7 protein-coding genes are annotated in these 13,680 nt (G+C 68.5%); 1 reads left to right on the top strand and 6 read right to left on the bottom strand.

Annotation, left to right across the window (positions count from 1 at the left end):
* Nucleotides 1–21: 21 nt before the first annotated feature.
* Together VSH64_RS40860 and rpoB are read right to left on the bottom strand one after the other, a co-directional pair.
* On the bottom strand, nt 22–3,933 hold the full coding sequence (locus tag VSH64_RS40860) for a DNA-directed RNA polymerase subunit beta' (protein WP_326568089.1): 3,912 nt from the start codon (nt 3,931–3,933) through the stop codon (nt 22–24).
* An 89-nt stretch (nt 3,934–4,022) separates the two neighbouring features.
* Nucleotides 4,023–7,526 carry a DNA-directed RNA polymerase subunit beta gene (rpoB, locus tag VSH64_RS40855; RefSeq protein ID WP_326568088.1) on the bottom strand — a complete coding sequence of 1,168 codons (3,504 nt, stop codon included), beginning with the start codon at nt 7,524–7,526 and terminating at the stop codon, nt 4,023–4,025.
* A gap of 651 nt (nt 7,527–8,177) precedes the next feature.
* On the opposite strand from rpoB, the gene VSH64_RS40850 reads away from it, so the two are divergent.
* Entirely contained in the window at nt 8,178–8,801 is a 624-nt protein-coding gene (locus tag VSH64_RS40850) for a chorismate mutase (RefSeq protein WP_326568087.1), read from the top strand.
* A gap of 550 nt (nt 8,802–9,351) precedes the next feature.
* On the opposite strand, the gene VSH64_RS40845 is transcribed toward VSH64_RS40850, so the two are convergent.
* Genes VSH64_RS40845 through VSH64_RS40830 form a run of 4 tightly spaced genes read right to left on the bottom strand, consistent with a single transcriptional unit; the run spans nt 9,352 to nt 13,680 of the window.
* Entirely contained in the window at nt 9,352–10,491 is a 1,140-nt protein-coding gene (locus tag VSH64_RS40845) for a hypothetical protein (protein ID WP_326568086.1), read from the bottom strand.
* Between the two features lie 25 nt (nt 10,492–10,516).
* Nucleotides 10,517–11,149 carry a hypothetical protein gene (locus VSH64_RS40840; protein WP_326568085.1) on the bottom strand — a complete coding sequence of 211 codons (633 nt, stop codon included), beginning with the start codon at nt 11,147–11,149 and terminating at the stop codon, nt 10,517–10,519.
* Between the two features lie 45 nt (nt 11,150–11,194).
* A complete protein-coding gene (locus VSH64_RS40835; RefSeq protein ID WP_326568084.1) occupies nt 11,195–12,457 on the bottom strand; it encodes an MlaD family protein in 1,263 nt (420 codons plus the stop codon).
* Nucleotides 12,457–13,680, bottom strand: a complete 1,224-nt coding sequence (locus VSH64_RS40830; RefSeq protein ID WP_326568083.1) for an MCE family protein — start codon at nt 13,678–13,680, stop codon at nt 12,457–12,459. Before VSH64_RS40830 ends, VSH64_RS40835 begins: the two co-directional genes overlap by 1 nt.

The following is a 13,680-nucleotide window of genomic DNA, read 5'->3' as shown; positions in this document are numbered from 1 at the left end:
CAGCTACTGGCTACGAAACGGTCAGCGGAAGTCGCGGCCGAAGTCGTAGTCGTCGAGCGGCACGGCGGCACCGGTGCCCGACCCGAAGACGTCCGGCGTGTAGTAGCCGTCGTCGTAGGACGGGATGGCGTACGCGGCGACGCGCGCCTCCTCGGTGGGCTGCACCTGGATGTTCCGGTACTTGTTGATGCCCGTACCGGCCGGGATCAGCTTACCGATGATCACGTTCTCCTTGAGGCCCACGAGCCGGTCCGAACGGCCGTTGATGGCCGCGTCGGTCAGGACTCGCGTGGTCTCCTGGAACGAGGCCGCCGACAGCCACGAGTCCGTGGTCAGCGACGCCTTCGTGATGCCCATCAGCACCGGACGACCCGAAGCCGGCTCGCCGCCTTCGGAGACCGTCGACCGGTTGCGCGCCTCGAACTTCGTCCGCTCGGGCAGCTCGCCCGGCAGGAAGTCCGTGCCACCCGAGTCGATGACCGTGACGCGGCGCAGCATCTGCCGCACGATGACCTCGATGTGCTTGTCGTGGATCGACACACCCTGCGCGCGGTACACCTTCTGGACCTCGTCGGTGAGGTGCATCTGCGCCTCACGCGGGCCCATCACGCGGAGCACCTCGTGCGGGTCGGGCGTGCCCTCGAGCAGCTGCTGCCCGACGTTGACGTGGTCACCGTCGCCCAGCGGGCCGTTCGGGGTGTTGGCGAGTCGCTGCCGCTTGGACAGCTTGTCGAAGACGATCTCCTCCGACCCGTCGTCCGGGATCAGGGTGATCTTCCAGAACCGCTCGCTCTCCTCGATCCGCACGCGGCCGTCGACGTCCGCGATCGGCGCCTTGCCCTTCGGCACGCGAGCCTCGAAGAGCTCGGTGACACGGGGCAGACCGGTCGTGATGTCGTCACCGGCGACACCACCCTGGTGGAACGTACGCATCGTCAGCTGCGTACCCGGCTCACCGATCGACTGGGCGGCGACGATGCCGACGGCCTCGCCGACGTCGACGAGCTCACCCGTCGCCATCGAACGGCCGTAGCAGGTCGCACACACGCCGACCGCCGACTCACAGGTGAGGACCGAGCGGACCTTGACCTTCGTGATGCCGCTGGAGAGCAGCTTCTCGATGGCCGGGTCGCCGACGTCGTCACCGGCGTTGAGCACCACGTTGCCCTTGGCGTCCACCGCGTCCGTCGCGAGGTTCCGCGCGTACACGCTGGTTTCCACGTGCTGGTCGGGAACGACCTTGCCGTCGCCGACGTCCTCGCCGACGACCATCATGATGCCGCGCGTGGTGCCGCAGTCGACCTCGCGGACGATGACGTCCTGCGACACGTCCACCAGACGACGGGTCAGGTAACCCGAGTCGGCGGTACGCAGCGCCGTGTCCGCCAGACCCTTGCGGGCACCGTGCGTGGCGATGAAGTACTCCGCCACCGACAGGCCTTCACGGAAGTTGGCCTTGATCGGGCGCGGGATGTACTCACCCTTCGGGTTCGACACCAGGCCACGCATGCCGGCCAGCGACCGGACCTGCGTCATGTTGCCCGCCGCGCCCGACTTCACGATCATGGCGATCGGGTTGTCGTCCGGCAGCGCCGTCTCCATGATCTTGTGGACCTCTTCGGTGGCCTGCGTCCACACCTTCACGAGCTCGTTGTTGCGCTCGGTGTGGGACAGCTGACCACGCTGGTACCGCTTCTCGACCTGGTCGGCCTTGCCCTCGTACTCGTCGAGGATGGCCTTCTTGCCCTGGGGCACGAGCACGTCGGAAATGGCCACCGTGACGCCCGAGCGGGTCGCCCAGTAGAAACCGGCGTCCTTGAGCTTGTCGAGCGTCTGCGCCACCTGCGTCATCGAGTAGCGCTCGGCGAGGTCGTTCACGATCGCGGCCTGACGCTTCTTCGGCATCGGCTCGTTGATGAACGGGTAGTCCGCCGGCAGCAGGTCGTTGAACAGCACGCGACCCAGCGTCGTCTCGGCCAGCCACATCTTGCCCGGCTCCCAGCCCGCCTCGGCGAGACGAGCCTCGTCGGCCTTGGCCGGCTGGCGGTCGGTGATGCGGATCTTGATCGGGGCGTGCAGGCTCAGCGCCTTGAGGTCGAAGGCCATGATGGCCTCGGCCGGCGAGGAGTACGCGTTGCCCGCGCCGTCGGCCTTCTCGTTGAGGCGCGTCAGGTGGAACAGACCCGTGACCATGTCCAGACGCGGCATGGCGAGCGGGCGGCCCGACGCCGGCGAGAGGATGTTGTTCGCCGACAGCATCAGGATGCGGGCCTCGGCCTGGGCCTCGGCCGACAGCGGCAGGTGCACCGCCATCTGGTCACCGTCGAAGTCCGCGTTGAACGCCTCGCAGACCAGCGGGTGCAGCTGGATGGCCTTGCCTTCCACCAGCTGCGGCTCGAAGGCCTGGATGCCGAGGCGGTGCAGGGTCGGTGCGCGGTTCAGCATCACCGGGTGGCCGGTGATGACCTCTTCGAGCACGTCCCACACCTGCGGGCGCGAGCGCTCCACCATCCGCTTGGCGGACTTGATGTTCTGCGCGTGGTTCAGGTCGACCAGCCGCTTCATGACGAACGGCTTGAACAGCTCGAGCGCCATGTCCTTCGGCAGACCGCACTGGTGCAGCTTCAGCTGCGGGCCGACGATGATGACCGAACGGCCCGAGTAGTCCACGCGCTTGCCGAGCAGGTTCTGACGGAACCGGCCCTGCTTGCCCTTGAGCAGGTCGGACAGCGACTTCAGCGGCCGGTTGCCCGGGCCGGTGACGGGACGACCGCGGCGGCCGTTGTCGAACAGCGCGTCGACGGCCTCCTGCAGCATCCGCTTCTCGTTGTTCACGATGATCTCGGGCGCGCCGAGGTCGATGAGCCGCTTCAACCGGTTGTTGCGGTTGATCACGCGGCGGTACAGGTCGTTCAGGTCCGACGTGGCGAAGCGGCCACCGTCGAGCTGCACCATCGGGCGCAGGTCCGGCGGGATGACCGGCACGGCGTCGAGCACCATGCCGCGCGGGTCGTTGCCGGTCGCCTGGAAGGCGGCCACGACCTTGAGGCGCTTGAGTGCGCGCAGCTTCTTCTGGCCCTTGCCGTTGCGAATGGTGTCGCGCAGGTTGTCGGCCTCGGCGGCGACGTCGAACTCGGCGGCCAGCTTCTGGATGGCCTCCGCGCCCATGCCACCGGTGAAGTACTCGCCGTAGCGGTCGACGAGCTCGCGGTAGAGCAGCTCGTCGGCGATCAGCTGGCGGGTGTCGAGCTTCGTGAAGGTCGTCCAGACCTCCTCGAGACGGTCGAGCTCGCGGCCGGCGCGGTCGCGCAGCTGACGCATCTCGCGCTCGCCGCCTTCCTTGACCTTGCGGCGGACGTCGGACTTGGCGCCCTCCGCCTCCAGCTCGGCCAGGTCGGCTTCCAGCTTCTGCGCGCGAGCCTCGATGTCCGCGTCACGCTTGGTCTCGAGGTTCTTGCGCTCGACGCCGATCTCGTTCTCGAGGGTCGGCAGGTCGTTGTGGCGCAGCTCCGCGTTCACGCCCGTGATGACGTAGGCCGCGAAGTAGATGATCTTCTCGAGGTCCTTCGGCGCCAGGTCCAGCAGGTAGCCCAGGCGGGACGGAACACCCTTGAAGTACCAGATGTGGGTGACGGGCGCGGCCAGCTCGATGTGGCCCATCCGCTCACGGCGCACCTTGGCGCGGGTCACCTCGACGCCGCAGCGCTCACAGATGATGCCCTTGAAGCGGACGCGCTTGTACTTGCCGCAGTAGCACTCCCAGTCCCGGGTGGGACCGAAGATCTTCTCGCAGAAAAGACCGTCCTTCTCAGGCTTGAGAGTCCGGTAGTTGATGGTCTCCGGCTTCTTGACCTCGCCGTACGACCACTGACGGATGTCATCTGCGGTGGCAAGACCGATGCGGAGCTCATCGAAGAAATTGACGTCCAGCACGTCTTTGCATCCCCTTGGGGTTGTATCGACTAGAGGAATTGGCGGGCGAGCCGGGACCCACGGGAGGCAGGTCCCGGCTCAGCACGCGATCAGTGCACGACGTCGTCCACCGAGGGCGACTCGTTGCGGGACAGGTTGATGCCGAGGTTGGCCGCGGCGCGCTCGAGGTCCTCGTCGTCGGAGTCGCGCATCTCGATGGCCGCACCGTCGCTGGAGAGCACCTCGACGTTCAGGCACAGCGACTGGAGCTCCTTCAGGAGCACCTTGAACGACTCCGGGATGCCCGGCTCGGGGATGTTCTCCCCCTTGACGATGGCCTCGTACACCTTCACGCGGCCGACCACGTCGTCCGACTTGATCGTGAGCAGCTCCTGCAGCGTGTAGGCAGCGCCGTACGCCTGCATCGCCCAGCACTCCATCTCACCGAAGCGCTGGCCACCGAACTGCGCCTTACCACCCAGCGGCTGCTGCGTGATCATCGAGTACGGGCCGGTGGAGCGGGCGTGGATCTTGTCGTCGACCAGGTGGTGCAGCTTCAGGATGTACATGTAGCCGACCGACACCGGGTACGGGTACGGCTCGCCGGAGCGGCCGTCGAACAGCGTGGCCTTGCCGTTCTCCTTGACCATGCGCTCGCCGTCGCGGTTCGGCTTGGTCGAGCCCAGCAGCCCGGTGAGCTCCTCTTCCTTCGCGCCGTCGAACACCGGGGTGGCGGTGTTCGTGTTCGGCGCGACGTCGTAGAGCTCCTCGGACAGGTTGGCCGCCCAGCTCGGGTTGCCCTCGATCGTCCAGCCCTGCGAGGCCAGCCAGCCCAGGTGCAGCTCGAGGATCTGGCCGATGTTCATCCGTCGCGGAACACCGTGGGTGTTCAGGATGATGTCGACCGGGGTGCCGTCCTCCATGAAGGGCATGTCCTCGGCGGGCAGGATCTTGCCGATGACGCCCTTGTTGCCGTGGCGGCCGGCGAGCTTGTCGCCCGGCTGGATCTTGCGCTTCTGGGCCACGTAGACGCGGACCAGCTCGTTGACGCCCGGGGGCAGCTCGTCGTCGTCCTCGCGCGAGAACACGCGGATGCCGATGACCTTGCCGGTCTCGCCGTGCGGCACCTTCAGCGAGGTGTCGCGGACTTCGCGGGCCTTCTCACCGAAGATCGCGCGCAGCAGGCGCTCTTCCGGCGTCAGCTCCGTCTCGCCCTTCGGCGTGACCTTGCCGACCAGGATGTCGCCGTCGCGGACCTCGGCACCGATGCGGATGATGCCGCGCTCGTCGAGGTCGGCGAGCACCTCCTCGGAGACGTTCGGGATGTCCCGGGTGATCTCCTCGGCGCCCAGCTTGGTGTCGCGGGCGTCGATCTCGTGCTCCTCGATGTGGATCGACGTGAGCACGTCGTCCTGCACCAGGCGCTCGGAGAGGATGATCGCGTCCTCGTAGTTGTGGCCCTCCCACGGCATGACCGCCACGAGCAGGTTCTTGCCGAGCGCCATCTCACCGTTTTCGGTGGACGGGCCGTCGGCGATGACCTGGCCCTTTTCGACCCGGTCACCCTCGTTGACGATCGGGCGGTGGTTGAAGCACGTGCCGTGGTTGGAGCGGCGGAACTTGTACAGTCCGTAGCTCTTCCGCGTGCCGTCGTCGTGCATGATCGTGATGATGTCCGCGGACAGCTCCTCGACCACGCCGGCCTGCTCGGCCACGAGGACGTCACCGGCGTCGACCGCGGCGCGCAGCTCCACACCCGTGCCCACGTACGGGGCCTGGTTGCGCAGCAGCGGCACGGCCTGGCGCTGCATGTTCGCGCCCATCAGCGCGCGGTTCGCGTCGTCGTGCTCGAGGAACGGGATCATGGCGGTGGCGACCGAGACCATCTGCCGCGGCGACACGTCCATGTAGTCGATCTCGAGCGGGTCGATCAGCTCGACCTCGCCGCCCTTGCGGCGACCCAGGACCTTGCTCTCGACGAAGTGGCCGTCGTCGGTGATCGGCGCGTTGGCCTGCGCCTTGACGAAGCGGTCTTCCTCGTCCGCGGTCAGGTAGTCGACCTGGTCGGTGACCTGGCCCTCGACGACCTTGCGGTACGGCGTCTCGATGAAGCCGAACGGGTTCACCCGCGCGTAGGAGCAGAGCGAACCGATCAGGCCGATGTTCGGGCCTTCCGGCGTCTCGATCGGGCACATGCGGCCGTAGTGCGACGGGTGGACGTCGCGAACCTCCATGCCGGCGCGCTCACGGGACAGACCACCGGGGCCCAGCGCCGAAAGGCGGCGCTTGTGGGTGAGGCCCGACAGCGGGTTGTTCTGGTCCATGAACTGCGACAGCTGCGAGGTGCCGAAGAACTCCTTGATCGCCGCGCCGATCGGGCGGATGTTGATCAGGGTCTGCGGCGTGATCGCCTCGACGTCCTGCGTGGTCATGCGCTCGCGCACGACGCGCTCGGTGCGGGAGAGACCGACCCGGATCTGGTTCTGGATCAGCTCACCCACCGTGCGCAGGCGACGGTTGCCGAAGTGGTCGATGTCGTCCGTTTCCACGGGGACCTCGACGTTGGACACGCTGGTCATCTTGTCCTCGCCGGCGTGGAGCCGGACCAGGTACTCGATGGCCGAGACGATGTCCTCTTCGGTCAGCGTGCCGGTGTCGTACGGCGTGTCGAGACCGAGCTTCTTGTTGACCTTGTAGCGGCCGACCTTGGCCAGGTCGTAGCGCTTCGGCTTGAAGAACAGGTTCTCCAGCAGCGTCTGCGCGCTCTCCTTCGTGGGCGGCTCGCCCGGACGGAGCTTGCGGTAGATGTCGAGCAGCGCCTCGTCGGTGCCGGCGGTGTGGTCCTTCTCGAGGGTGGCCAGCAGCGTCTCCGAGAAGGAGAAGCGCTCGCGGATCGCCTCGGTGGTCCAGCCCAGCGCCTTCAGCAGCACGGTGACCGGCTGGCGACGCTTGCGGTCGATGCGCACGCCGACGGTGTCGCGCTTGTCGACGTCGAACTCGAGCCACGCACCGCGGCTCGGGATCACGCGCACGCTGAAGACGTCCTTGTCGGTCGTCTTGTCGACACTGCTGTCGAAGTACACGCCCGGGGAACGCACGAGCTGGGACACGACGACCCGCTCGGTGCCGTTGATGATGAAGGTGCCCTTGTCCGTCATCACCGGGAAATCGCCGAGGAAGACCGTCTGGCTCTTGATCTCACCGGTGTTGTTGTTGACGAACTCCGCCGTGACGAACAGCGGGGCCGCGTAGGTCATGTCCTTGTCCTTGCACTCCTCGATCGAGGCCTTGACCTCGTCGAAGCGCGGAGCGGAGAAGGACAGCGACATGGAACCGGAGAAGTCCTCGATCGGCGAGATCTCGTTGAGGACCTCTTCCAGGCCGCCGACCGGGTTTTCTTCACCTTCCTCGACGCGGCGCTCGAACCACGCCTCGGCTCCGGTGAACCACTGGAACGACTGGAGCTGCACGTCCAGCAGGTTGGGGGTGTTGAGGGGTTCGCGGATCTTTGCGAACGAGACCCGCAGGGGCGCGCCGGGGATACCCGTGGACTCCGAGCGGGATACAGCCGAGGTGGTCGCAGCAGTGGCCTGGTTCGCGGGAGAGACTGCCAAGATGCGTCCTTCCGGGGACAATGAGCGGTGAGCAGCCGTGATGGCAACAGGTGCCTTCGCGACTGTCAGGGGTGCCGTGTGCCCACTACTCTAACTACCGGCTCCGGGCAGCCTGAAAGAGGGCAGCGCAAAGAGGCAGTCTAGCCCGAACGACGCGCTCTGTCCAGGGGGCTCTCCTGACGGGGCCCAGCCTCGCTTCTCAGCGTTACCGCGCGGCGTTGTAGCAATGCCTCCGGCCTGCCCGGGTTCTGCGTCCCTCCCGCAAGGTTCGCGCTCCCGGCCGTGACCGTTGGCAGTAAGCCTGAACCCACGAGGCGTCCGAGTCAAGATGCCACACGGGGGTCCGACCGGTTGGCGCAGCGTCGACCAGGGGGTGCGGAGGGTGACAAGCGGGATGATCATCCCGGTTACCGACCGGTACCTGCGGAATCGTGGTGGTGGGGCGCGTTCGGTCGCCGGCGAAACGGTGTTCTGCGTCACGAGAGCCGGGGTGCTTTCGGAGCCCTAGGGGTGGCCGCGGAGGTGCTCGCCGGGCAAGAAACCCGGGCCTCCCGGCCGGAATTCGTCCACCGTGCGGGAATGTCCGAGTCAGGTGAATTTCCCACGACTAGGATTCCGCAGGTCGGATGCTCCGTGACGGGGAGGTCACAGATGGTTCGGGACAAGACGGCTCTGAACAGGACGCTGCGCGCGGTCGCGCTCGCCGGCGTCGTGGTGAGCGCACTCACGGTGGGAGGCACGCAGGCCATGGCCGCAGAGGAGACGACGAGCACGGCGGCCACGGCCGCACACGCCTTCGGGCCCCTGGGGCCGCTCACCGACCTGGTGGTGCAGCGCCTGCGCGTGGGCGACGAAGTGGCGGCGTCGAAGTTCGGCACGGACAAGCCGATCGACGACCCCGCGCGCGAACAGCAGGAACTCGCGGCGGTGCGCACCCGCGCCTTCGCGCACGGCCTGGACCCCGAGCGGACGGCGGAGTTCTTCCAGGACCAGATCACCGCGAGCAAGGTCGTGCAACGCGGCCTCTTCGCGCGCTGGACGGCCCACCCCGAAGAAGCCCCGACCACCCGCCCGGACCTCACCGAGATCCGCGCCGAACTCGACGAGCTGACCACGGCGCTGCTGACCGAGCTGGTCGCCACGAACGACGTGCGCGAGCCCGGCACGGCGTGCCGCATCGACGCGCTCGAGGCACAGATCTCGGCGGACGTCGTCGACCACCTCGACGAGCTGCACCGTGGGGCGTTGCGGACGGCGCTGCAGTCGTTGTGTTGAGGCTGCGCTGAGGGGCTGATCCGGGGCCCTCGAGGCCCGCTGGGCCCTGAAGGCCGTATTGGAGCGCTCAGGGCCGGGGCGGGATGACGGCTCGAGGGTGAGGGCCTCAGGAGCCGGATACGAGGCTGGAGCCCACAGAGGCCCGGTGCCCGCGAGGAGCGGGTGCCGGGCCTCTGTGGCGTTCGTGGTTGTAGCTCCAGTTCGGGAGGGCAGTCGGCAAGGGTTACCTCGACGGCCGCGCCGACGCCCGGGCCGGCGCGAGCGGTTCGGCCGAGGCGACGCCAGGCCTTGGGACATGAGCCCGAGCCGGCAGAGGCCCAGCCCCGCGAGAGCACGCACCTGACCCCATGAGATCAGCGAGCCGGGGCTGCCCCGGCCGAGGCGCGGGCCAGCGCCTAACCCGCGTACCCGAGAGCCGACCGACAGAAGCGAGGCCCCCGTGAGAGCTCGTCGAACGAGTGATCCCGGATACGAGGCTGGAGCCCACAGAGGCCCGGTGCCCGCGAGGAGCGGGGCCGGGCCTCCGTGGCGTTCGTGCGTGCGGCTGGGGCTACTTGGACGGCGGCGGCGCGGATGCCGGGGCCGACGCGGGCGGGTTCGCCGCGGGTGGGGCCGGGGCCTTGTACGTGTCGAGGTCCGTGATCTTCCACGTGTCGCCCTGGAGTTGGGCGTCGACGTGGAGTTGGGCGGAGCCGGCGGTGGTCTGTTTGGTGTCGGCGCGGGTGGAGGTCTGGTCGACGAACACCATGACGCGGGCGAGGTCGCCGTTGAGCATGATCACGGCGCTGCGGGTGACCTTGCAGGTCACGACCATCTTCTGCTGCGGCGCGAGACGCTTCACCTCGCCCATGAGCGAGTTGTACTTGGCCTTGACCTCGTCGTTGGCGAGCAGGCCGTTGGCGGCGTCCTCGGTCTTCTTGATGTTGTTGAAGTCGTAGGAGAACAGGGCCTCGGTGGCCTTCGAGACCTGGTCCTTGACCTGCGCGGTCTTCGCGACGTCGAGCAGGGCGGTGTTGCTGGTGGAATCCGCGACGTCGTCGTAGCCCAGCTTGAAGAACACCGCGCCGCCGACGAAGACGAGGCCCACGACGAGCAGCACCACGATCAGCGCCTGCGAGCGGTCGCGGCCCGGCGGGCGAGCCCACGGCGGCGGCACGACGGCACCAGCGGCACCGGCACCGGCGGCGTGCTGCTCGAACTCGTCGGCGTCCGTCGGCTTCGCGCGGCCCGAGTCGCGGCGCTTGCGGCGAGGTGCCGTGCGCAGCGGTGCGTCGGTGTCGGCAGTGTCCTCGGCGTCTTCGGTGTCCAGCGTCTCGCCGGTGAGGGCGTCGACCTCGGTCTCGTCCTCGACCGGCGCCGTGACGTCGGCATCAGTCGAGCCGGCGTCAGAATCGGTCGCGATCCCCCGCGAGCGCGAGATGCCCGCGCTCTTCGGGAACCGGATCTCCTGCGTGACCTCGGACGGATCGGCGCTGGTCAGCGGGCCGGGCCGCGGCACCGGACGCGAGCGGTGCTTCGCCGGCGACGGTGACACAGACGGCGACGGCGACGGCGCAGCAGCAGGGGTCGGCAGCTCGTCGGTGGACGCAGGTGCCGCGTCCGCGCTCGACGGCTTGCGCAGCCCGGCGACCCTCGGCCGGCGGGCCGGCGGGGTGCTGCTGCGGGGCGGCTGGCGGCGGGAGGGGGGCACTACGGAACTCCGTTCTGCGGTGAAGCTACTGGCCGGCGGCGACGAGGGGGACGTTGTCGATGCCGGACAGCTTCCAGTCGTTTCCGACGCGGGTCATCGAGACCTCCAGGCGCAGCGCCTTCGCGGAGGTCTGCGCGCCCTGGGTGACGTTCGTGGTGATGGCGGCGAGGAAGCTGGCCTTGCCCTCGTGGTCGTCGAGCTCCTCGACCGCGATGTCCTGCACGGTCGTGGTGACCTTCGTCTTCGCGTCGGTCAGCGCCTTGCCGTACGTGGGCTTCAGCTGGTCGATCTGCTTGGCCATGTCGGAGTCGGACACCGACTTCTGGCGGTTGAAGACGTCGTCGAGGTGCTCGTAGTCGACCTCGGTGTAGGCCTTGACCGCGTTGGCACCCGCCTTCACGACGTCGTCGCGCGACTGCGCCAGAGCGGCGTTGTCACCGGTGCCCGCGACCCACCACATGATCCCGAAGACCACCGCGACCACGAAGGCGGCAAGCGCGAACCCCCCGGCGCCGAAGAGCCACACCCGCGGCGAGCCCGGCAGGCCCCGCTTGGCCGGTGCGGCGGCCGACGTGGCCTCGGCGGCGGAAGCCGAGGCGTCCGGCTCCGGCGAGGTCGAGGTCACCTCTTCCTCGGCGGCGGCCTGTTCGGAACTCATATCACTCCAGGGTTGTAACGGTCATCGATCCGGGTCGGCTCGGCCTCAGCCGAGGCCGAGCAGCGCGCCCAGACTGTTCAACGAGACACCGGGGCTTCCGGCTACGCCCGGCACGGCGGCGTCGCGCATGTCCTGCAGCTCCTGGGCCGGGCGGCCCGCGTTGTCGGTCACATCGGCCTGCGACGGCGCGACCGGAGCACCGCCGTAGGGCGCGTTCTGCGACCCGCGAACGTTGATCGGGCTGCCCTTCGGCTCGGCACAGTACGCGTTGTCGTCGGCCGGGCGCGGCGAGGTGTCCGCGCCGGTGCGGTACTGGCTGTAGGGCAGGTAGCCCTTCGTGCAGGCCGGCGGGTTGAACAGGTTCAGCACGAGCCCGAGGTGCGCGGTGCCGTCGCCCGGCGCCACGCTCGACGCCGCGCCGGCCAGCGCCGGGTAGGTCACCAGGCCCTGCTCGATGCCGTCGAGGCGGGTCACGGTGATGTTGGCCGTGGTGAGCAGGTTCGCCGTGAGCGCGCCGAGGCCCGGCCCGGTCTCGTTCACGACCTGGTCGATCTGGGTCGCGACCTGCGGCGTGATGCCGATGAGCTTGCGCAGGTCGCCGTCGGAGTTCTTCAGCGTGCCGGTGAGCTCGTTGAGGTTCTTCGAGAAGTCCGCGAAGTTCGAGGCCTCGTGGTTCTGCGTGTCCAGCGCCTGGCCGCCGGCGTCGAGCAGCTGCACGGTCTGCGGCAGGTACTGCTGGGCCGTGGCGGTGAAGCTCTGCGCGGTGTCGAGCAGCTGCTGCAGGTCGCCGCCGGTGCCGCGGAACGCGTCGTAGGACTCGTCCACCACGGTGCGCAGCGAGTCGGTGGGCACCGACGCCGCGAGCGAGTCGAGGTCGGACAGCAGCCGGTCGGTGCTCACCGGCACGGTCGTCTTCGACGCCGGGATCACCGAGCCGCCCGCGAGGTAGGGACCTTTGTCGTTCTTCGGCCGCAGGTCCACGTACTGCTCACCCACGGCCGAGCGGTTGGCGACCACCGCGTCGAGGTCGGCGGGCACCTGCGGCGCCGACGGATCGATGTTCAGGTCGGCCTCGAGCCCGGTCTGCGTGAGCCGCAGCTGGCCGACGCGCCCGATGTTGAAGCCGCGGTAGGTCACCTCGGCGTTGGTGAAGATGCCGCCCGATTCGTTGAGCTGCAGCTTCACCGTGTAGCCGCCGTCGCCGAACACCGTGCCGAGGCCGGCGAAGCGGACCAGGGCGTACACGAGCGCCACGACCGAGATGATCGCGAAGGCCACGAGCTGGAACTTCGTCTTGCGCAGCAACATCAGCCCGCACCTCCCGACAGGATCCCGAAGAGCCCGGACAGCCCGCCCTGCGGCTTGCCGCCGCCCTGGCCGCCGGTCGAGCTGGGCTTCTGCCCGTCCGAACCCGGGTCGGTCGGGAACGACAGCGGCGGCGGCTGGTCGCCCGGCGTGCCGCTCACGCCGCCCGTGAGACCCGGCACCGGCAGCAGGTTCGACAGCGGGTTGTCGCGGCTGCGGCCCAGGTTGTCGATGATGTCCTTGAGGTTCAGGTCGACCTTCGCGAAGAGGTTGAAGTAGTCGCCCTTCACGTCGTCGTAGGCCTGGTCGGTGAACGGGAAGGTCAGCAGGATCTGCAGCGCCTGCGGCAGATCGTTGCCGGCCTCGCCGAGCTTCTGCAGCGTCGGCGTGAGGGCCTTGAGGTCGGCCACGAGGTCCGCCTTGCTCTTGGTCACCGTGTCGGTGGCGACGCCGGAGAGGTTGTTCAGCGCGTTGAGCATGGTCACGAGCTGGCCGCGCTGCTGCTCGAGCACCCCGATGCCGGGGCCGAGGTTGTCGACCGCGCCCACCAGCTTGTCCTTCTGGTCCTTGAGCGTCATCGACAGCCGGTCGAGCCCGTCGAGCGCGCGCGTGATGTTGCGCGACTGCTCGTCGAGGTTCGTCACGAGCTCGTTGGCGTTGTCCAGCAACGCCTTGATGTCGGGCTCCTTGCCCGCCGTCGCGTTGTTGAGCTCCTTGGTGATGGTGTTGAGCTGCTCCACCCCACCACCGTTGAGCAGCAGTGACAGCGCGCCGAGCACCTCTTCGACCTCGACGTCGCGGCCGGTGCGCGCGAGCGGGATCGTGGCGTCGTCCGCGAGCGTGCCCTGTGCCTGCCCGTCGCCGGGCGAGGAGAGCTCCACGTACTTCTCGCCGAGCAGGCTCGACTGCTTCACGTTGGCCAGCGCGTTGGCCGGCAGCTTCACGTCGCCGTTGATCTCCACGGTGACCTCGGCGTGCCAGCCGTCCGGCGTGAGGCCCACGGACTCGACCTGGCCCACCGGCACCTCGTTCACCTTCACGCCGGCCTGCGGCACGAGGTCGAGCACGTCGGAGAACTGCACCTTCACCTTGTACGGGTGGCTGCCGAGGTCGGCACCGCCCGGCAGCGGCACGTCGTAGATGCCGGTGAACCCGCAGCCCGAAAGCACCAGCGCGGACACCGTGGTGACCACGCCGGCGGCGGCGAACCTCCTGAGGCGCTTCAT

This window comes from Amycolatopsis rhabdoformis, from assembly GCF_035918295.1.
GTDB classification, from domain to species: Bacteria; Actinomycetota; Actinomycetes; order Mycobacteriales; family Pseudonocardiaceae; genus Amycolatopsis; species Amycolatopsis rhabdoformis.
The sequence above is the reverse complement of the archived record's forward strand: the minus strand, read 5'-3'. Positions and strand labels throughout refer to the sequence as shown.

Bases quoted from the DNA above. Each gene is read 5' to 3' on its own strand.
- VSH64_RS40835 (WP_326568084.1), bottom strand. From the start codon at position 12,457: ATGTTGCTGCGCAAGACGAAGTTCCAGCTCGTGGCCTTCGCGATCATC.
- VSH64_RS40830 (WP_326568083.1), bottom strand. From the start codon at position 13,680: ATGAAGCGCCTCAGGAGGTTCGCCGCCGCCGGCGTGGTCACCACGGTG.
- VSH64_RS40850 (WP_326568087.1), top strand. From the start codon at position 8,178: ATGGTTCGGGACAAGACGGCTCTGAACAGGACGCTGCGCGCGGTCGCG.
- VSH64_RS40840 (WP_326568085.1), bottom strand. From the start codon at position 11,149: ATGAGTTCCGAACAGGCCGCCGCCGAGGAAGAGGTGACCTCGACCTCG.